This is a genomic window from Thermithiobacillus plumbiphilus (assembly GCF_038070005.1).
Lineage (GTDB): Bacteria > Pseudomonadota > Gammaproteobacteria > Acidithiobacillales > Thermithiobacillaceae > JBBPCO01.
This window is the reverse complement of record NZ_JBBPCO010000012.1, coordinates 102,503-122,002: the sequence shown is the minus strand read 5'-3', so window position 1 is coordinate 122,002 and position 19,500 is coordinate 102,503. Positions and strand designations below refer to the sequence as shown.

The 19,500-nt window shown below is 60.5% G+C and carries 16 protein-coding genes and 5 tRNA genes; 15 read left to right on the top strand and 6 right to left on the bottom strand.

Annotated elements, in window-relative coordinates:
* From WOB96_RS12330 to WOB96_RS12290, 9 genes are all read left to right on the top strand, one after another.
* Positions 1-982: biotin--[acetyl-CoA-carboxylase] ligase (locus tag WOB96_RS12330; RefSeq protein ID WP_341371593.1), on the top strand; the 982-nt coding region annotated here is incomplete at its 5' end.
* Positions 972-1,760 (top strand): type III pantothenate kinase, encoded by a 789-nt coding sequence (locus WOB96_RS12325; protein ID WP_341371592.1) that lies wholly within the window; start codon positions 972-974, stop codon positions 1,758-1,760. The genes WOB96_RS12330 and WOB96_RS12325, both read left to right, overlap by 11 nt.
* 46 nt (positions 1,761-1,806) lie before the next feature.
* Positions 1,807-1,882 (top strand) — tRNA-Thr (locus tag WOB96_RS12320).
* Between the two features lie 157 nt (positions 1,883-2,039).
* A complete protein-coding gene (locus WOB96_RS12315) occupies positions 2,040-3,635 on the top strand; it encodes an ABC-F family ATPase (RefSeq protein WP_341371591.1) in 1,596 nt (531 codons plus the stop codon).
* Between the two features lie 246 nt (positions 3,636-3,881).
* A complete protein-coding gene (locus tag WOB96_RS12310) occupies positions 3,882-4,136 on the top strand; it encodes a hypothetical protein (RefSeq protein WP_341371590.1) in 255 nt (84 codons plus the stop codon).
* Positions 4,133-5,659 (top strand): cbb3-type cytochrome c oxidase subunit I, encoded by a 1,527-nt coding sequence (locus WOB96_RS12305; protein WP_341371589.1) that lies wholly within the window; start codon positions 4,133-4,135, stop codon positions 5,657-5,659. Before WOB96_RS12310 ends, WOB96_RS12305 begins: the two co-directional genes overlap by 4 nt.
* Positions 5,656-6,297 carry a cbb3-type cytochrome c oxidase subunit II gene (locus tag WOB96_RS12300; protein ID WP_341371588.1) on the top strand — a complete coding sequence of 214 codons (642 nt, stop codon included), beginning with the start codon at positions 5,656-5,658 and terminating at the stop codon, positions 6,295-6,297. Before WOB96_RS12305 ends, WOB96_RS12300 begins: the two co-directional genes overlap by 4 nt.
* A gap of 10 nt (positions 6,298-6,307) precedes the next feature.
* Positions 6,308-6,943, top strand: coding sequence for a c-type cytochrome (locus tag WOB96_RS12295; RefSeq protein ID WP_341371587.1), 636 nt, complete (start codon positions 6,308-6,310; stop codon positions 6,941-6,943).
* Complete coding sequence (locus tag WOB96_RS12290; RefSeq protein WP_341371586.1) at positions 6,940-7,488, top strand: hypothetical protein; 549 nt, start codon at positions 6,940-6,942, stop codon at positions 7,486-7,488. Before WOB96_RS12295 ends, WOB96_RS12290 begins: the two co-directional genes overlap by 4 nt.
* On the opposite strand, the gene WOB96_RS12285 is transcribed toward WOB96_RS12290, so the two are convergent.
* From WOB96_RS12285 to WOB96_RS12275, 3 genes are read right to left on the bottom strand one after another with little or no spacing between them, the layout of a single operon-like run.
* Positions 7,421-8,353 carry a CopD family protein gene (locus tag WOB96_RS12285; RefSeq protein WP_341371585.1) on the bottom strand — a complete coding sequence of 311 codons (933 nt, stop codon included), beginning with the start codon at positions 8,351-8,353 and terminating at the stop codon, positions 7,421-7,423. The two genes, WOB96_RS12290 and WOB96_RS12285, sit on opposite strands and share 68 nt — an antisense overlap.
* Positions 8,354-8,746: a copper resistance CopC family protein gene (locus WOB96_RS12280; RefSeq protein WP_341371584.1), complete on the bottom strand. Its 393-nt coding sequence runs from the start codon at positions 8,744-8,746 to the stop codon at positions 8,354-8,356.
* 22 nt (positions 8,747-8,768) lie between these two features.
* On the bottom strand, positions 8,769-10,244 hold the full coding sequence (locus WOB96_RS12275) for a DegQ family serine endoprotease (protein ID WP_341371583.1): 1,476 nt from the start codon (positions 10,242-10,244) through the stop codon (positions 8,769-8,771).
* Positions 10,245-10,405: 161 nt separating this feature from the next.
* Between WOB96_RS12275 and WOB96_RS12270 the strand changes: the two genes are divergently transcribed.
* Positions 10,406-11,497 (top strand): AI-2E family transporter, encoded by a 1,092-nt coding sequence (locus tag WOB96_RS12270; RefSeq protein ID WP_341371582.1) that lies wholly within the window; start codon positions 10,406-10,408, stop codon positions 11,495-11,497.
* 11 nt (positions 11,498-11,508) lie between these two features.
* Here the strand turns inward: WOB96_RS12270 and WOB96_RS12265 are convergent, their stop codons facing one another.
* From WOB96_RS12265 to treZ, 3 genes are all read right to left on the bottom strand, one after another.
* The gene (locus WOB96_RS12265) at positions 11,509-12,576 is read right to left on the bottom strand and encodes a DNA topoisomerase IB (protein WP_341371581.1); all 1,068 of its coding nucleotides are present in this window, start codon (positions 12,574-12,576) and stop codon (positions 11,509-11,511) included.
* Positions 12,577-12,654: 78 nt separating this feature from the next.
* Complete coding sequence (gene treY / locus WOB96_RS12260; protein ID WP_341371580.1) at positions 12,655-15,627, bottom strand: malto-oligosyltrehalose synthase; 2,973 nt, start codon at positions 15,625-15,627, stop codon at positions 12,655-12,657.
* 14 nt (positions 15,628-15,641) lie between these two features.
* Positions 15,642-17,447, bottom strand: coding sequence for a malto-oligosyltrehalose trehalohydrolase (treZ, locus tag WOB96_RS12255; RefSeq protein WP_341371579.1), 1,806 nt, complete (start codon positions 17,445-17,447; stop codon positions 15,642-15,644).
* A gap of 363 nt (positions 17,448-17,810) precedes the next feature.
* Here treZ and WOB96_RS12250 point away from each other — a divergent pair.
* The 5 genes from WOB96_RS12250 (at position 17,811) to WOB96_RS12230 (ending at position 19,492) form a co-directional block, all read left to right on the top strand.
* A tRNA-Tyr gene (locus WOB96_RS12250) sits at positions 17,811-17,895 on the top strand.
* A 59-nt stretch (positions 17,896-17,954) separates the two neighbouring features.
* Positions 17,955-18,028, top strand: a tRNA-Gly gene (locus WOB96_RS12245).
* 12 nt (positions 18,029-18,040) lie between these two features.
* Positions 18,041-18,116, top strand: a tRNA-Thr gene (locus WOB96_RS12240).
* Between the two features lie 63 nt (positions 18,117-18,179).
* Positions 18,180-19,370 carry an elongation factor Tu gene (gene tuf, locus WOB96_RS12235; RefSeq protein WP_341371567.1) on the top strand — a complete coding sequence of 397 codons (1,191 nt, stop codon included), beginning with the start codon at positions 18,180-18,182 and terminating at the stop codon, positions 19,368-19,370.
* Between the two features lie 46 nt (positions 19,371-19,416).
* Positions 19,417-19,492 (top strand) — tRNA-Trp (locus WOB96_RS12230).
* Positions 19,493-19,500: the final 8 nt, after the last annotated feature.

Sequence of the window (19,500 nt, the reverse complement as noted above, 5' to 3'; positions counted from 1 at the left end):
TTCCGCCATGCCCTCCCATCTCCAGCAAGCCATCCTCCAATCCCTCTCCCAGCAGCCACACGCCGGTACTCAACTCGCCAGGTGCCTGGGCGTCAGTAGAACGGCGGTCTGGAAGGCGATCAAGCAGTTGGTGGCGCAGGGCGTCCCGGTTCAACACAGGGTGGGCGAGGGATACAGCCTTTCCTTTCCTTATATGCCGCTCGATGCCGAGGCCATTGCCACGCTGGCCTTCCCTGATTCTGTATCACCTGCGTCGGTGCTGGTGCACAACATGCTGGAATCCAGCAATGGCCATTTGCTGGAAATGGCCCGGGCCGGCGCGGCCCATGGAACCATTGTAGTAGCCGAAGGACAATCGGGAGGGAGAGGAAGGCGAGGCCGTTCCTGGTCTTCGCCCTGGGGCCAGAATCTGTACTTTTCCATGCTGCTGCGTTTTGATGCGCCAGCAAGCGCGCTCGCGCCCTTTACGCTGGTGGCGGGCTTGGTGCTTGCCGAAGTGCTTGCTCATCTGGGCGCGACAGATCATGGGATAAAATGGCCGAACGATATTCTTCATGAAGGCCGGAAGCTTGCCGGTGTGCTTTGCGAGCTCCAGGGCGAGTTCGAGGGCCCTTGTGCCCTGGTGGTGGGTATTGGCGTGAATGTCCATGCTGAAACCCCCAATCCAGCCATCGACCAGCCCTGGACGAGTCTGAAGGCAGCGTTTGGCCTTACACTGGACAGGAATCTGCTGGCCGGCCTGCTGGCCCGTGCACTGCTGCAGGCGCATCAGCAGTTTTGCGAGGAGGGTTTTGCTGCCTTCCATGCCCGCTGGGAGCGCTGGGATCTGCTTCGTAACCAGCCTGTGAAAGTGCTGCATCCAGGCAGAGATGAACCTGGGCTTGCCCTTGGTGTGAATGAGTCGGGGCAGCTCAGGGTGGATTTCGGCGGGGCGACGCGGATAGTACATTCGGGCGAGGTATCGATTCGGCTTGGTACATAAACACACTCAGACTGCCCTGCTTCAGGTCGGCAACACCAGTACGGTATTGGCGCTGGTCCGGCAGGATGGTTTTTCCTGTCATGTTTATCCCACCACCAGGGATTCTGCGGCCGAGCTGTGCAAGACCTTGCTTGCCGATTCGGGGTTGTCGGGTGTGGACGAGTTATACTTAGGTGGTGTTGTGCCACATGTGCTGGAAGAACTAACGACCTGCCTGGGCCAGGTGTCGTCCGCACCGGTGCTGCATCTGCTCGATGCCAGGCTGGCGAGCTCGGTGATCGAGCTGCGCTATGATCCACCCGGCAGTCTCGGTTTTGACCGCGTCTGCAAACTGCTGGCGGCGAGTCACCTCATCCCCGGCCAGGACTGCGTGCTGGTGGATATGGGAACGGCTGTCACTGTGGATCTTCTGGAGCAGGGCAGGATATTCGTCGGTGGGCTGATCATGCCCGGTGAACAGATCTGCCTGGACGCTCTTGGACAGTTCACCGCGCAACTGCCGGGACTTTCCCTTGCTGAAGCGCCACTCCTGGATGACCTGCAGTTTGGACAGAGTACCCTGGCCTGCATGTATCAGGGGGTGCGCCAGATGACCCGTGCTGGCGTGAATGCTGCTTTGCGGCAGGCACTGGCCCGTCTGCCTGGGGCGCAGGTGCTGATCACCGGCGGCGGGGCTCCAGGCTTTTTGAATGATGCGCCGGACACAGGCGAGATTCGGCATGTACCGGATCTCGTGTTGCAGGGTATGGCGGTTCTAGCGGAAATGTCGTCCGTATAGGGCCGCAATTGCGTTACGGCCTTGGCTGGCTTAAAATTGCCGTTTCGCTGGCGTAGCTCAGTTGGTAGAGCAGCTGATTTGTAATCAGCAGGTCGCGGGTTCGACTCCTGTCGCCAGCTCCAGATGCAAAGCCGCCTGACTGGGTCAGGCAGCTTTTTTTCAGACTCCCGAGGGATCTGTGCCCTGCCATGATGCTCCCAGGCCCTGAACATGGGCCGGGCGAGATGCCCGCGTGGCGCATTGCCTCTGCCCTCCCTTGATTCTCTTCCGGATAAAACCTTGTTATCTACAGCCAATATCACCATGCAGTTCGGGGCCAAGCCCCTGTTTGAAAATGTGTCCGTCAAGTTCGGCGACGGCAATCGCTACGGCCTGATCGGAGCCAATGGTAGCGGCAAGTCGACCTTCATGAAGATCCTCGGTGGCGATTTGGAGCCCAGTTCGGGCACCGTGTCGCTCGATGCCAATCTGCGGCTGGGCAAGCTGCGCCAGGACCAGTTTGCCTTCGAGGAATACACGGTGCTCGATACCGTGATCATGGGGCATGCCGAACTGTGGCAGGTCAAGGCCGAGCGTGACCGGATCTATTCCTTGCCGGAGATGAGCGAGGAGGATGGTATGCAGGTCGCGGAGCTGGAGGTCCGCTTCGCTGAGCTGGATGGTTATACCGCAGAATCACGCGCTGGCGAACTGCTGCTGGGCGTGGGCATCCCGCTGGAGCAGCATCACGGTTTGATGAGCGCGGTGGCGCCGGGCTGGAAGCTGCGCGTGCTGCTCGCCCAGACCCTGTTTGCGGATCCGGACGTGATGCTGCTCGACGAGCCGACCAATAATCTCGACATTCATACGATCCGCTGGCTGGAAGACATGCTCAACCAGCGCAACAGCACCATGATCATCATCTCCCATGATCGTCATTTCCTGAACAGCGTCTGCACGCACATGGCGGATCTGGATTACCGGGAACTGCGGATTTACCCAGGCAATTACGACGAGTACATGACGGCAGCAAGCCAGGCCCGTGAGCGTTTGCTGGCGGACAACGCCAAGAAGAAGGCGCAGATTGCCGAGCTGCAGAGCTTTGTCAGCCGCTTTTCCGCGAATGCCTCCAAGGCCAAGCAGGCGACCTCGCGAGCGCGTCAGATCGAGAAGATCAAGCTGGAAGACATCAAGCTGTCGAGCCGGGTGAATCCATTCATCCGTTTCGAGCAGGACAAGAAGCTCTATCGCAATGCGCTGGAAGTGGAGGAGCTTGCCAGAGGCTATGGCGAGAAGCCGCTCTTCGAAGGTTTCAATCTGATGCTGGAAGCGGGCGAGCGCTTGGCGATCATTGGTCCAAACGGGGCAGGCAAGACGACCCTGCTGCGTTGTCTGGCCGGTGATCTGGATCCGGATGCCGGGGTGGTGAAGTGGTCGGAAAATGCCAAGCTCGGTTATTTCGCTCAGGATCACGCGGCGGATTTCGCCGAGGATATGTCACTGTTTGACTGGATGAGCCAGTGGGGCCAGCCTGGCACCGACGAGCAGACCATTCGCGGCACCCTGGGGCGGCTGCTGTTTTCCAAGGACGAGATCAGGAAGTCGGTGCGGGTGATCTCGGGTGGCGAGCAGGGGCGCATGCTGTTTGGCAAGCTGATGCTGCAACGCCCCAATGTCCTGGTCATGGATGAACCGACCAATCACCTGGACATGGAATCCATCGAGTCCCTGAATACGGCGCTGGAGGCTTATCCCGGCACCCTTCTTTTCGTCAGCCACGATCGCTCCTTCGTCTCCTCGCTGGCGACGCGGATTCTGGAAATCAATCCCGATGAAGGGATCATCGATTACATGGGCAGCTATGATGATTACCTGCGCAGTCGTGGCGTGGAGTAGCGTCTAAAGGATCTCGCGGCAGATATCCGAATTGTTTCCGGACAGCCCGGCATCGATGATGCCGGGCTTTTTCTTTTGCTGAAAGCCCTGCACGGCCGCTTTCGAACCTTGGTCGGATTAAGTTCTCCCGAATCAGGACTAGATTCCTGTTGAGATGAGCTGCGGGGATTGATGAGCAGCCTTCAGGCAATGGGCCTGAATTCCCCACTTGGGTGATCCTTTCTTTGGGCCAGGATTGTGGGGGCTATGCCGATGCTATATGGTTCATTCACGATCATCCTTCTGACTGCGGGGCTTGGCATCACCGCCCTGGCATTCCTGTTGTGGGGCCTTGTTTCCCGCCAGTTTGAATCCCTCGACGAGCAAGCCATGCTGCCTTTCGATGCCGGCGACCTGCAATATCGCCGGCCCTGGGAGACCAGCGCCCAGCAGGCGGAACGCCGGGCGAGTCATGGCGAATTGATTGAACCGCATCGGGGGGAATGGGGGGGTGCGGAATGAGCTCGACCATCACCGGACACCATGAGGGCTCGAGCGGCAATACTGGAGAAAATGAGGCCCTGAACGGTGCCCAGATCCGGGAAGATGTGGAAGAGACCGCCCGGTTCGATGCATCGGCAAGACGGCCGGTACTGCTCACGGTCTATCTGTCATTGGCTTGGCTGCTGGTCGGGACCATCCTCGGCGATGTCACCAGCCTCAAGTTCAATCTCCCGGACTGGCTGGCACAACCGGACTGGCTGACTTTTGGCCGGGTGCGCCCCGCGCATCTGAATGCCATGGTTTATGGTTGGGCCTCGACCGCCATGTTCGGGGTCTCGTTATGGATGATGCCACGACTGCTGCGAACCTCGCTGCAATGGGCCAATCTGGCGATTGCGGGCATCATCATCTGGAACATCGGTGTGCTGACTGGCATCCTCATGCTGCTCATGGGTCACACGGATGGGCTGGAATGGTTGGAGATGAGCCGCTATGTCGCCGACCCGCTGCTGATCCTGGGTGGCGTGCTGGTGGGTGCAGCCATCTGGCGCACGCTGATGAAACGCCAGGTGAAGCACCTCTACGTTTCCGTGTGGTATGTCTCCGCCTCCTTTGTCTGGTTTCCGCTGATCTTCACCATTGCCAATCTGAACATCTATTGGGGTGTGGAGTCCGCGGCTGTCAACTGGTTTTACGCGCACAATGCCCTGGGTCTCTGGCTGACCACCATCAATCTTGGCGTGATCTATTATCTGATCCCGAAGATCATTGGCCGCCCCATCTATTCCTACTGGCTGTCGCTGCTTGGTTTCTGGGCTCTGGCCTTCTTTTATTCCCTCAACGGCATGCATCACCTCATTGGTGGGCCCATGCCGAGCTGGATGCTGGCAACCTCCATCACGGCAAGTATTATGATGTTCATCCCGGTGCTCGCCGTGGGCGTGAACCAGCACATGACGGTGGTGGGCCGCTTCGGCGCGATGCGCTATTCGCCGGCGCTCACCTTCATCGTCCTGGCAGCGATGTCCTACACGGCGGTGTCTTTACAGGGGATCATGACGGCATTGGTGGAAGTGAACCGGACCACGCACTTCACCCACTGGACGATCGCGCATTCGCATGTGGGTGTTTATCTGTTCGTGACCTTTACGCTGTTCGGGGCGCTGTATTACATGCTGCCCCGGCTGGTCGGCCATGAATGGCCGAGCATGCATCTGATCCGCTGGCATTTCTGGCTGACTGCCCTGGGCATGGTGATCTATGTGGTGGCGCTGGGGATCGGCGGTGTCCTGCAGGGCCTGAACCTGCTGGATCCAGCCAAGCCCTTCCAGGCGGCGGTGGAGGCAACCTTGCCCTATCTCTGGATCCGCAGCGGGGCCGCCTTGATGATCAGTCTCGGGCACCTGATTTTCATGTATCACGTCTATCTGCTGCTCACGCGCAAGGGGCCGGTGCACGTCATGCCGCCTTTCTATGAGATCAAGCCCATCATCGTGCGGGAGCCTGCGCAAGCATCGCTGCGGGAAGGGGGGCGCGCATGAGCCGCATCCTGGTGCTGCTGCTAGGTGCCGTGGCTGCTGTGACCTTCGCGGCACTTGTCCTGGTGGCCATTCCCAAGGCCTTGCTGGGCCAGGTTCAGCCGCCGGCGCAGCTCAAGCCCTATACGGCGGAGCAGGCCAAGGGGCGCATGGTCTACGTTCAGAACGGCTGTGTCTACTGCCACTCGCAGCAGGTGCGTGATCTGGCGATTACCACGGATGCGCAGCGTGGCTGGGGACGGCCCTCGGTGCCGGCGGATTACTATTACGATCAACCGCATCTGCTGGGTACCATGCGCACCGGCCCGGATCTGATGAATGTCGGGGCGCGTCTGCCGGACCCGCAATGGCAGCTGCTGCATCTGTATCAGCCCCGGGCCCTGGTACCCTGGTCCATCATGCCTTCCTTTCCCTATCTTTTTGCTTTGAAGGACCGGGCTGCGCCCGGCGATACCGTGGTCAAGGTGCCTGCGGAATTTGCACCCGTGGGCAAGGTGGTCGTCGCCAGACCCGAGGCTGTCGCCCTGGTGAATTATCTGCTTTCCCTGAATCACACCTATCCGCCGCCAGAGGAGCAGCAGCCCACCGAAGCAACCAGCGAAGCTGCTCAGCCGGCAACACAGGCACCTCAGGCGCGCTAGGGAGACGGCCATGGCACGGGATCAGGAACGTGCGCAAGCGCAAGAAGTTTCGGCACTCAAGATCCACCGGGCCTTGTTACGGGAGGCCGAAGAACCTGCAGAGGCCGGACACACTGGCCCCTGGTGGCTGTGGGCGGCCGTCGTGCTCACTGTGTTTACTGGCGGATTCTACTTCGGCAATCACTATGGCAAGTTCGGCGTGACACCACATCTTGGTTACCTTACCCCGGGTGCTGGGGCGCACAAGGAGGCTGTTCCCCAGCAGGTATCCGGCGCAACCGTGTTCACGACGCATTGCGCAAGCTGTCATCAGGCCAATGGCCAGGGGGTGCCGGGTACTTTCCCGCCGCTGGTCGGTTCCGAGTGGGTGCAGGGCGATCCGGAAACCGTGGTGCGCATTCTGCTCAATGGACTGCAGGGTTCGATATCAGTGCGTGGTGCTACTTTCAATGGCGCGATGCCAGCCTGGAAGGATCAGTTGAACGATGCGGAAATCGCCGCCGTGGCCACGCATGTCCGCAGCATGGGCGGCAACAAGGGCGGACCCGTGGACGTGGAGCTGGTCAAGCGCCTGCGCCAGGAGCTGGATACCCGGAGCACGCCCTGGACCGCGGCCGAACTGCAGGCGCTGAGGAGGGGGGCATGAATGCCGACTATCCGGCTCACCGGGATACCTATACCTTATCCGTGTTCTTCGATTCCGAGCAGGCGGTGAAGCAGGCGGTCGCGGAACTGGTGCACCAGGGCGTGCCGCGTGATCTGATCGATGTGGCAATGGCCGAGAGACTCAAGCACCGCTTTTTCCGTGGGCTTGGACAGCAATACCGGGACAGTGTGTTCTCATTTGCAGGACGGGGCGCGCTATTTGGACTGGTCCTGAGCGCGGCCTTCAGCATCGGTCTGAGTTTGCTGCCGGGCTTTCAGCCGCCGGGGCTGATGTCGATGGTGCAGCTGATCGGACCGGATATTGGAGTGGTGCTGGGCGGAGCCCTGGGCGCTGCCTATGGCCTCACGCGCAGATCGCATCCCAAGCCACAGCACCTGCGCGCTCTTGAGAGGGACGCCATGTTGCTATTGGTGCATCTGCGGCCTCGGGCCGATGCTGACCGGCTACGGGATCTGCTCATCCGGATGGGAGGTAGCGAGGCGTTGCTGGAACCGGATCGGGCGGAGGCGGTGGGAGCTGAGTGAGCAGGGCGGCCATGAGGATCAGGACGGCCGCGAAAAAGAATTCAGCACTCAGCCGATCGTCAAAGCGGCGCCAGGGTGGATTGCCCATGCCTTCACTGGTGGCAAGCCAGCGTCGCAGGCTCCATGCGCTGAGCAGGACGCTCACAAGGGCCAGCAGTTTGCCAGCGAGAACCCAGCCATAGATATCCTCTAGCAGGGCAGTGCGCGAAACACCCTGTAAATAGAGCCGCAGCAATCCGCTGGCCATGGCGCCAGCCATCAACCAGCCTGCAAGTCGCGAAAACCGTCCAATGGCCGGTAGGTCAATTTGCCCGTAGCCTCCCAGCCGGTCGACAGTGAGCATGCTCAAGCCAGCAAGCCAGGTAAGAGCCGCGCCCAGATGAAGCAGGTCTGTCATGTAAAGCCAGGATTGCCAGCCGTATTCGCCGGCATGTCCCATGAACGCCAGGCCCGCTGCGGAGATGCCGGCCAGGATGAGGGATGTCCAGGCTTTTGCGCATGTCATCCTGCCATGTCCACTGATCAGGGCTGCCGCCAGGAGGGTAAGCACATGGAGAAGCCAGGCCTTGCCAAAGGCGCTGCTGCTGAGCACCTGATGGTAATCACCCAGGCCGAGATCCAGCTCGGCAATTTCGAGCGCGGAGCTGTTGTCCGGCACAAATGGCGAGAAGGCCATCAGGGTGACGGCGTGCAGGCTGATCAGCGCGCCGGCAGTGGCGCTGAGCGTGCCCCCGAGTACCAGCCGCCGATGCGGTCCGGCGGAGCGCGTGAGCACCTGCCATAAAGCGGGGCTGGCAATCAGCGCGAGCCCGGCATAATCGAGTGCCCGCCCGAGCATGCCGTCGAGCAGGTGGGCGTCCGCCACCTAGCGAACCTGGAAAGGGATGCTCCCTTCCTGCCGATGCCCATCGCGTGCCATGACACTCCAGCGCAGTTGATAGCTGCCGGCGCTCAGGTTTGGGAGTGGACCACTGATGCTGCCATGGTCATTTCGATGGTCGGGCTTCAAGGGTGTGGCTTTGCCCTGGTGCACGAGCACATAGTGACTGAAGCGGTTTTCCACCGGGGTCTGAAAACGCAGCACGAAGCGCTGCGGGGCTGTTGCATGAATGCTGCCGGCAGCTGGCCGGGATGCCAGCAGATAGGTGTGTGCCTGCGCGGTCTGGATGCCGGTGAGCCAGAGCCCCAGCAGCAGGATCCATGGCAGACCCTGGTTGTGCGCCTGTACACTGGCATCTGGGGCGGCCAATGGCTGCATGCCCTCCACGCTTGTGACAGCCTTAAGGCTTGCCACCTGGAATGGTGATCGGCACATACAAAGCGTTACCTTCACGCTGGATCAGCAAGGCGATGGTCTGTCCCGGGCGCAGTTGGCTGATGAGCTGGCCAAACTGTTCGAGTGTTTGAAGCCCGGTATTGTTCAGGGCAAGAATCACATCGCCTCGCTGGAGACCTGCAGCCGCCGCGGCTCCCTCCACCCGCTCGATGAGCAGGCCACCACGAATGCCCAACTGCTGGCTCTGTTCGGGCGGCAGTTCTTGCAGTCCCAAACCAAGCGGATTGCTTTCCACGGGTGGACGCATTGGCTGGGCCTGGGTTTCAGCGCGCATCTCGCCCACCGTCACGTTGACGCGGATCTTGCGACCCTTGCGCCAGATATCCAGGATGGCCTTGCTGCCCGGCTTGCTAGCCGCCACCATGCGGGGCAACTCGTTGGCGCTCTTGATGGGCTCGCCATTGTATTGAAGCACCACGTCCCCGGTCATGAGGCCAGCCCGCTCGGCGGGGCTCCCAGGCTCGACGGATGCGACCAGGGCACCATCGTTGTCCGGCAGATTGAAGGAACGGGCCAGTTCGGGGGTAATACTTTGTATGGCGATGCCAAGCCGGCCGCGGGTGACCTTGCCATGCTCTCGCAGCTGATTCGCCACGTCCAGCGCAACGTTGATCGGGATGGCAAAGGAAAGGCCCATATAGCCACCTGTCTGGCTATATATCTGTGAATTGATGCCGATGACGTTGCCGTTGAGGTCAAACAGCGGGCCGCCGGAATTGCCAGGGTTTACCGCCACGTCGGTCTGGATGAAGGGCACATAGTTTTCAGTGGGCAGCGAGCGGCCGATGGCGCTGACGATACCGGCCGTCACGCTGTTGTCGAAGCCAAATGGGGAGCCGATGGCAGCCACCCATTCGCCGACCTGGACCTTGTCGATATTCCCGAGCCTTACGGTGGGTAATCCCTTGGCATCCACTTTCAGCAAGGCAACGTCGGTCAGTTTGTCGCTGCCGATGAGCCGGGCCCGGTATTCCTTTTCGTCGGTCATCCTGACGGTGATTTCGGCGGCATTGGCCACCACATGGGCATTGGTCAGGATATAACCATCGGCACTGATGATGAAGCCTGATCCGAGTGACTGGCTGGGTCCGGTGGGTGGTGCTTCTTCAGGGTCCATGAAGCGGCGGAAGAAGTCGAAGAAGGGATCCGATTCAGGACCGCCCGGCATTTGCGGCAGGCCTGTCATGGGGGCTCTTTCCGGGGCGGTGATCAGTGTGCTGATGTTCACTACGGCCGGGCCTTCCTCCTTGACCAGCCGCGTGAAGTCCGGCAGGCCGCTGACAGGTGCCTGACGCGCAGGGGCCGTTTTGTTTTCCGTGCTGGTAAAGGGTCGCTCCTGTCCCTTTTCCTGTCGATCGCAAGCACCCAGTGCAAGCGGGATCAGCAGGAGTGAAACCAGCACCTGACTTCTTTTTCTCATGGACAGCGCTCCTGTGGCTTGAGCTTTTTTGTAGCCCCGGCGCATCCTGCTAATGCAAGTCTCCGAAGCATTGCGAAAACCCTAGAATCGTTTGCGCATTATGCCACAACTCGTCCATGAACATCCTAATACACGAAGTCCTCAGACGGGGGGAGGGGAAAATGGGGGATGACGGACATCCTGGCCCAGTTGAGGTCCGTTATGAAAGGCGGCGCTTTGATCCAGTGCGCGTTGCGGTGGTCGGTCTCTTCCTGCTGGCGGTTTTCTATACCCTGTATTTTGCGCGTTCCCTGCTGTTGCCAGTAGCGCTTGCGATCCTGTTTTCGCTGGTGTTGTCCCCGGCGGTGCGTGGTCTGCGGAGAGCTGGTATCGCACCACCGATCGGGGCAGCGGTGATCGTGCTGCTGCTGGTGCTGAGCGTCGGGCTCGGGGCTTATTCACTGGTCGACCCGGCAACACGCTGGCTGCAGCACGCGCCACAGACCCTGCATAGTCTGGAGGTCAAGATCCGCAAGCTCAAGAAGCCAGTGGAGCGGGTGCAGGCGGCAACGCAGCAGGTTTCCAGCATGGCTCAGGTGGAAAATGGCAGGAAACCCATGCCCGTCGTCATTCAGGAAACGGGGTTTTCAAAGACCGTACTGGCCAGTACCCAGAACCTGCTGTTCAATGGCGTGACGGCGTTGATTCTCCTGTATTTCCTGCTGGCCTCGGGTGACACTTTCCTGCGCAAGCTGGTACATGTGCTACCACGCTTCAGGGACAAGGTGCGCGCTGTTGACATGGCGCATGCCATCGAGCAGGAAGTCTCTCACTACCTGTTCACCATCACCTATATCAATGCCGGACTGGGGCTGGCCACGGCGCTTGCCATGTTCCTGCTGGGGATGCCCAATCCCGCGCTCTGGGGAGGCATGGTGGCCCTGCTGAATTTCATCCCCTATCTCGGTGCGAGCGTCAACCTGGTGGTGCTCACGCTGGTAGCCATCCTGTCCTTTGACAGTCTGGCTCATGCAGCCCTGGTGCCCATCACCTTCCTGAGTCTGGCCACCCTGGAGGGTCAGATTGTGACGCCGCTGGTGCTTGGGCAGCGGCTGACACTCAACCCGGTCATCATCTTTCTCGCCCTGATGCTCTGGGGCTGGATGTGGGGCATTCCCGGCATGCTGATCGCCGTGCCCTTCCTCGTCGTGCTGAAGATCGTTGCCAACCGGATTCCGGCGCTGGCACCCCTGGCGGAGTTCCTCAACCGCTAGATCATGCTGTGCTAGCCCTGGGTACCGGTATGATCCTGCCCGGAGTTGGCTGCGCATTCCCGCAGCAATGCCAGAAAGGCGAGCTCTTCGGGATAGTGCCCGGACTGTCGGCCATCCACCCGACGCAGCCGGCGGCGCCGGGGCTGAAAGGCGCCCAGGGTCCTGCCAGCCTGGAAGCTGTCCAGCACCTGCGGATGGATGTAGGAAGAGCGGGCGACTGCGGGGGTATTCCCCAGGCGCTCGGCTACCTGGCGGATGCAGCTGGCAATCTTGCGTCTGGCATCCTTGTCGGATTCCGGCGGCCCAAGCCCATCCAGAATCCGGGCAGCCAGCAGGCTGCCACCGAAGGTACGGAAATCCTTGGCGGTGCAGTCCGCATGAAGCACCTGCCTGACGTAGCTGTTGACGGCCTTTTCGCAAACGCGCTGTATGCCTTTTTCCGGATCGACGTACTGAAACAGATAGGGACCAGGCAATTTCAACAACTCCGCGATGATGCCGACCAGCAGTGCGTCGGTGACGATCCGGCGCTGCGCCACCCCGTGCTTGCCCCGGAAGGCAAAGACCAGGTGATTGCCCTCGATCCGGCAGTGCCGCTTGCGCAGGCTGGTGATCCCAAAGGTGCGATGCTGACGGGCATAACGCTCGGAGCCGATGCGAAAGTAGGTTTCATTGATCAGCCGCAGCACCGCGGCAAGCACCTTCTCGCGCGGTAGTCCTGTTTCGTGCAGGTGGGCATTGGTCGTCTCCCGCATCCGCGGCAGGGCCTCGGCCAGTTCCAGTAAGCGCGCAAACTTCTGTCGATTCTGCGTGGCGACGTAGTCCGGGTGATAGATATATTGTTTGCGCCCCTTGCTGTCATAACCTGTGGCCTGCAGACGTGCCTTATGGCTGGGCGAGATACGCACGTCTCGCCAGCCCGGTGGGATGTGCAAGGACTGGATCCGCTGCAGATGCGCGGGTGCGCGCACGGGCTCGCCGCGCGCGTTGACGTAGCGAAATCCGGTTTTGGGGCTGCCAAGGCGACGCCAGCCGCGCTGTGGCTTCAGTTCAGTGACCTGATGCTTTGCCATCGCCATGGTGAGAGTGCTCCCGGAGAAATGGCCTTTCTCTGCGCGCCCGCGTGGTCTTTCGACCAGGGTAAGAGCCATCCCTGGTCAGACGGTCTGGTGCCGTAACAGGGCCAGCGGGAAGTGGGCAAAGATTTCCGCCATGGGCAGCCCATGGCTGTCACTGGAATCCAGTTGCTCTCCCGTAAGGAGATTCTCATAGCGACCAGCCACCGGGGTGTTGAGCACTGTATTGCCCCAGACCTCGCCCAGCGGCCAGGCCGCTTCGCCTTCCGTGAGCTTCAAGGCAAAGCGGGGCACCACGGCAATGATGCGTTCGGAGCCATGGATGCGTTCCAGCGCCAGGACATGCTCACCCGTACGGATCGGCTGATAGTCACCAAACAGGAACAGATCCGGATGCTCGCGCCGGAAGTTGAGCACCGTACTGATGACATACAGCTTGATTGCGCCGTCCTCGAAACGCTCCAGCAGGTTTCGGGCCAGCGCGCGCCGGTCCGTCAGACCTGCCTGGATTTCCTGCAGGAGCTGTCTGCGACGCTCGAAATCCGCGGGTCTGCGGTTGTCCGGATCCACCAGGTTGAGATCCCAGAGTTCGCTCCCCTGGTAGCAGTCCGGCACGCCGGGCGTCACCATCTTCAGGAGTAGTTGGGACAGGGAGTTGCAGGCGCCGTAGCTTGCCAGTCGTCTGACCACTGTCTGCATGCTCTGCACAAACCGGCCACGCGGGTTTTTCAGGACCTTCTGCACGAATTGCTGCAGGGCCTGTTCATAGGCTTCGTTTGGGGTGATCCAGCCGGTGCGGCGCTTTGCCTCGCGCACGGCCTTGAGCATGTAGGCGTCGATGCGTTCGACGAAGCTTTCATAGTCGGGCGAATTGCCGTCGAAGCCCTCCATGGGCCAGGCACCCAGCAGCGTTTGGTAAAACAGGTATTCATCATTGTTGCTGGGAACCGGCTGGCCCTGAACCTCGCGTTTGGCATTGCGGTTGATGCGGTTCCAGTGTGTGACCAGACCGCGCCAGTCGGCGGGCATTTCCGAAAGCACGCTGATGCGCGCCCGCATGTCTTCCCCGCGTTTTGTGTCATGGGTGGCGGTGCTGGTCATGGACAGCGGCCAGATCCGCAGGCGCTCAAGATTGCCGGCGTGGAATTCCGCCGGAGAAGTGCCAAATATCCCGGGATCACCGCCAACTTCATTGAGGCTCACGAGCCGGTTATAGACATAGAAAGTGGTATCTTCCACACCCTTGGCCATCACCGGGCTGGTCACCTGCTGGAACTTCAGTGCGAAGCGGATCTGTTCCTGGCGCTGGACATCCTCGACATTGTCCGGAAACCGGAGCAGCAGCATGTCACGCAGATAGTTGAAGATCGAGGTGTTGATGCCGGGATTGCGCAGCTTGGCGGCCTCGATCGCCTGTTCGATGTATTCGTCGTCGTGCTCTTCGCGGCGGCCGTTTTCTTCCAGATAGGTCCGGTATACCGGAAAGCAGGCAATGGTCTCGATGATGACCGCCGTCAGACTGGTGAGCGTATAGTCCTGCGAGCGCCGGTTGTTTTCCGCAAGCCGTTTCAGGGCATGCGCCAGCACGGCGATCTCGCTGGCCAGACTGCCGCGCATGATCTGCTTCTTGCTGCGGTAGACGATGTCTTCATAGCTTTCCGTGACGCCGGTGAAGCGACGATAGGTGGCGCTGAGCGAGCGCTCGGCTTTCCGGTCCACCCACAGCCCACCCACGGCATTGAGAAAATCGTAACCGGTGGTGCCATGAATGGCCCATCGCGTTGGCAGATGCTCGCCGGGCTCCAGGATCTTTTCCACCAGCAGATACAATGGGCGGGGAATCCGGGGAACCTGTTCCTCTTCCAGTCGTTCCTGCATGCGCTTCATGAATGCTGGATCATCCCCGCCATGCAACTGCCTGCATCTTTCGAGTTGCAGACGCTGAAAATAGGCCCGGGGCGCATACAGGCCATCGGTATGATCCAGGCGCAGTCCGGTGATCCTGCCGGCGGCAATCAGGTTCAGGATATGTGCATGCGTGGCCTGGAACACCCGGGGGTCTTCCATCCTGAGTGCGGCAAGGTCATTGACATCGAAAAAACGCCGATAATTGATCTCCTCTGTCGCCACCTTCCAGAAACTCAGGCGGTAGCTCTGCTCGCCCAGCAGGCAGTCCAGCAGATCGAAACTATGTGGATCGCCGGGCCTGCCGTTATATTCCGCAACGACCCTGTCTACGGCGCTGCGAATCGTCGCCGACTGCTCGAACAGGGTGTCCAGGCGCCGGCGGATGACCTCCTTTTCGCGGTTTCGCTCCTCGATGCGGGATGGATCGCGCTCATCCCTTGAAGGCAGGTTGCGGAGGGCCGTGATGATGCTCTGCAGTTCCTGACCATCGAGGTATTGGTCGTCCTCCGGCGAGTTGATTGCCAGGGTTTCGACTGTCTTTTCCAGTATCGGAATCACCGACTTCGGCGCCACCGGCAGGAGCTTTTCATAGTAGCGAATGAAAAACGCCCCGCCCTGACGTTCCAGCTGAAGTTCGCCGCGTTCCAGCACATTGCCGTACATGTCGCCGAGAATGGGCAGCAACACGCGGCCCTGCACCCCCGGCTTGAGCGGATGCCAGTCAATGTCGAAGTAATCGGCATGGATCGAGCTCTCGCCATTCTGCAGCACGTCCTGCCACCAGGTGTTCTCATTGGTGGCAATGGCCATGTGATTGGGCACCATGTCCAGCACATGCCCCATTCCCAGCCGGCGGATCTCGTCCGTGAACGCCTCGTAGGCAGATTCCCCGCCCAGTTCCTCATTGATCCGGTTGTGATCGATCACATCATAGCCATGCGTGCTGCCCTCGCGGGCCTGCAGATAGGGCGAGGTGTAGATTTCGCTCACGCCAAGGGCGGCGATGTATTCCAGTGCCGCGCGCGCCTGGGCAAAACCAAACTGGGGTGTCAGTTGCAGTCGGTAGGTGCTGGTCGGCAGGCGTTCGGGCCGGCATAAGCCATCGATACCTTGATCCAGTGTCTGGTCCGGCTGTTTTTCCGTCACAGCGTATCTCCTGTTTATTTTTGGTCGGTGGCGGTCAGCATCAGGCTGGCGCGTGCCGGCAGCCTGCCGGCGAACTTGTCTGGGAGATCGTCCGCCGGGTGGGTGGACAGGAGCAGATTCCAGGATTTCTGGAGGGGCAGCAGCATCGTGGTTTCGACTGCCCGCTCTCCGGGATTGAATAGCAGCAACCGATGCTCACCGTCATGCCAGCGATGTATCCAGAGCGCCTCATTCCCGATCAGGCCGGCTGCCATCTGTCGACGATCACCATGGCGGAGCACCGGGTCCTCGCGGCGCAGGGCAAGAAGCCGCTGGTATAAGGCGAGCACCCTTGCATGCGAGGCCTGATCGCGCTCCTCCCAGCGCAGGACCGAGTTCCTGAAGGTGGTATCAGCCTGCGGGTCGGGAATGCGTGCCGCTGCCGCGGGGTCGGCAAAGGCGGCAAAGTGCTCGAATTCCCGGCGTCGTCCTGCCGTTACCAGCGCCCCGAGTTCGGGGTTGTGGTCCGTGAAATACTGAAATGGCGTGCTGGCGGCCCATTCCTGTCCCATGAACAACAAGGGCGTATAGGGCAGGAAGAGCAGCAAGGCCGAGGCAGCGAGGTAGCTTTCCAGATCCACCAGTTGATTCAGACGCTCGCCAAAGGCCCGGTTGCCGACCTGATCATGATTCTGCAGACAGTATACCAGCGCGGCGGCGGGCAGGTCCCCGGCCGGCTCACCGCGGGCTTTCCCAAGATGTGGCGCAAACTGCCCCTCATACAGCCAGCCACGCTCGATGACCCGGGCGAGGCTGCCGATGTCCAGCGGGTAATCGGCATAGTAACCATCCTGCTCGTCCGTCAGCAATACATGGACCTGATGATGAAAGTCATCCGCCCAGACGCCATTGAGCCCATATTCCCGCACGATGCCGGGCCAGTTGCGTTCATCCTCGGCAATCAGAAATCTGTCACCAGGCAATTGCGCCGCCATCTGCGCGATTTCCTTCAGGATATGTACCGGGCTGTCATCCTGGATCGTATGCGTGGCATCGAGGCGCAATCCATCAAAGCGGAACTCCTCCAGCCAGTAGCGGGCGTTTTCAAGCACATAGGCGCGCATGAATTCGGAACGGGCCTGGTCGAAATTGGGGGCGTTGCCCCAGGGCGTATGATGGGCGTCCGTGAAGTATTCCGGGCTATAAGCGGCGAGATAATTGCCATCCGGACCCCAGTGGTTGTAAACCACGTCGAGTATTACCGCCAGACCGTGGGCATGGGCAGCATCCACGAAGGCCCGCAGCTCATCCGGCGTGCCATATCCGGCATAGGGCGTAAAATGCGCCACGCCATCGTAACCCCAGCCCCGTGTCCCGGGAAAGCTGGAAAGGGGTAGCAGCTCGATGGCATTGACGCCAAGTTCGCGCAGACAGGGAAGCTTCTGCCGGGCCGCGGCATAGCTGCCCTCCGGGGTAAAGGTACCCACATGCAGCTCGTAGATGACGAGTGCATCCGGCGCGGGTGCCCGCCAGTCTGCCGTCTGCCAGCGATACTGGCTGGCGAAGAGTTCGGCCGGCCCATGCACCCCGTCGGGCAGATATCGCGCATAAGGGTCCGGCAGGTCTGATCCATCCAGCCGGAACTTGTAGCGCGCACCTGGCGTGATGCCAGTGATATCCGCCTCGAAGATGCCCGCACCTTGTGCGTCCATGGCATGCACCTGCTGCTCCTGGCCTTGATCATTGTAAATCACCACGGCAGCCTCCCGGGCGCGGGTGCTCCAGAGTCGGAAGCGGTAACCGGATTCGGTAGCCAGGGCGCCAAACCGCATGAATTGCATGATATGCTCCAGTGAACGATACGAGTGACAGATCAATGTGGGCTGGCAGGGAATGCCGTCAGCTGGCTTGCTGTGAAAGCCTATCAGGGAAGTACATGCCGGACAGCGTGGATGTCAGCTGTTTCGGCAATCGGGCCATGGTACTTTGCCGGGTTTGCCCGGGAAAACATCGAAGGTCCGATGAATGCACGCCTTGCTGATAGCAGGGCCACAAAGGCGGCGCGACCACTGAAAATTCATTTGCGTTTCCACCGCACAGGGATTAGGATTAGCAGCCTTTAGTCAGGCTGTCTAGACGTGCGCAGCAGCGAACGATTCAGCTTGACGCCGGCAGACGTTTGTTGGATGATTGTCGGTTATGTCGGAGGGGTTCCCGAGCGGTCAAAGGGATCAGACTGTAAATCTGACGGCTCTGCCTTCGGAGGTTCGAATCCTCCCCCCTCCACCAAATTAACGCCACCTGGGTGCTTGTGGGCTGGGGTGGCTGGTTGTCCAGCTTTGAGTTGCGCGGGCGTAGTTCAATGGTAGAACCTCAGCCTTCCAAGCTGATGGTGTGGGTTCGATTCCCATCGCCCGCTCCATGATCATATCGTGCCCACATAGCTCAGGCGGTAGAGCACTTCCTTGGTAAGGAAGAGGTCACCGGTTCGAATCCGGTTGTGGGCTCCATTTTTATTGTTGATTCATCGTCTTGTAAAACGCCATCGGATGGCGGTCTTATAGGGGAACGCAATGGCCAAGGGAAAGTTTGAGCGCACGAAGCCGCATGTAAATGTAGGGACGATTGGTCACGTGGACCATGGGAAGACCACGCTGACGGCGGCGTTGACGAAGGTGCTGTCCACGAAGTTTGGTGGGGAGTTCCGGGATTACAGTCAGATTGACAATGCGCCGGAAGAGCGGGAGCGCGGGATCACGATTGCGACCTCGCACGTGGAATATGAAACGCAGGCGCGGCACTATGCGCACGTGGATTGCCCGGGTCACGCGGACTACGTCAAGAACATGATCACCGGAGCGGCGCAGATGGACGGCGCGATCCTGGTGGTGAGTGCGGCGGATGGCCCGATGCCGCAGACGCGCGAGCACATTCTGCTGGCCCGTCAGGTGGGCGTGCCCTACATTGTCGTGTTCCTGAACAAGGCCGACATGGTGGACGACGCCGAGCTGCTGGAGCTGGTGGAGATGGAAGTGCGCGAGCTGCTGGACAAGTATGAATTCCCGGGCGACGACACCCCGGTGATCACGGGTTCGGCGCTCAAGGCCCTGGAAGGGGATCAGAGCGAGATTGGCGAGCCGGCGATTTTCAAGCTTGCCGATGCGCTGGACAGCTACATCCCGCAGCCCGAGCGCGCCATCGACAAGCCGTTTTTGATGCCGGTGGAAGACGTGTTCTCCATTTCCGGGCGTGGCACCGTGGTGACCGGACGCGTGGAGCGCGGCATCATCAAGGTGGGTGATGAAATCGAGATCGTCGGCATGCGTCCGACCACCAAGACCACCATCACCGGTGTGGAGATGTTCCGCAAGCTGCTGGATCAGGGCCAGGCGGGCGACAACATCGGCGCGCTGCTGCGCGGCACCAAGAAAGACGACGTCGAGCGAGGCCAGGTGCTGGCCAAGCCCGGTTCCATCAAGCCGCATACCCGCTTTGAAGCCGAGGTGTACGTGCTGTCGAAGGAAGAGGGTGGGCGTCACACGCCGTTTTTCAATGGCTACCGGCCGCAGTTCTACTTCCGCACCACGGACGTGACGGGTGCCTGCGAGCTGCCCTCGGGGGTGGAGATGGTGATGCCGGGTGACAACGTCAAGATGAACGTGACCCTGATCGCCCCGATCGCCATGGAAGAAGGCCTGCGCTTCGCTATCCGCGAAGGCGGCCGCACCGTTGGCGCCGGCGTCGTCGCCAAGATCGTGGAGTAAGGCAATCCGAGGAGGAGCAGATCGCTGCTCCTCTTCAATCCTGTTTAGGCCAGTAGCTCAATTGGTAGAGCAGCGGTCTCCAAAACCGCAGGTTGGGGGTTCGAGCCCCTCCTGGCCTGCCATTCAATTA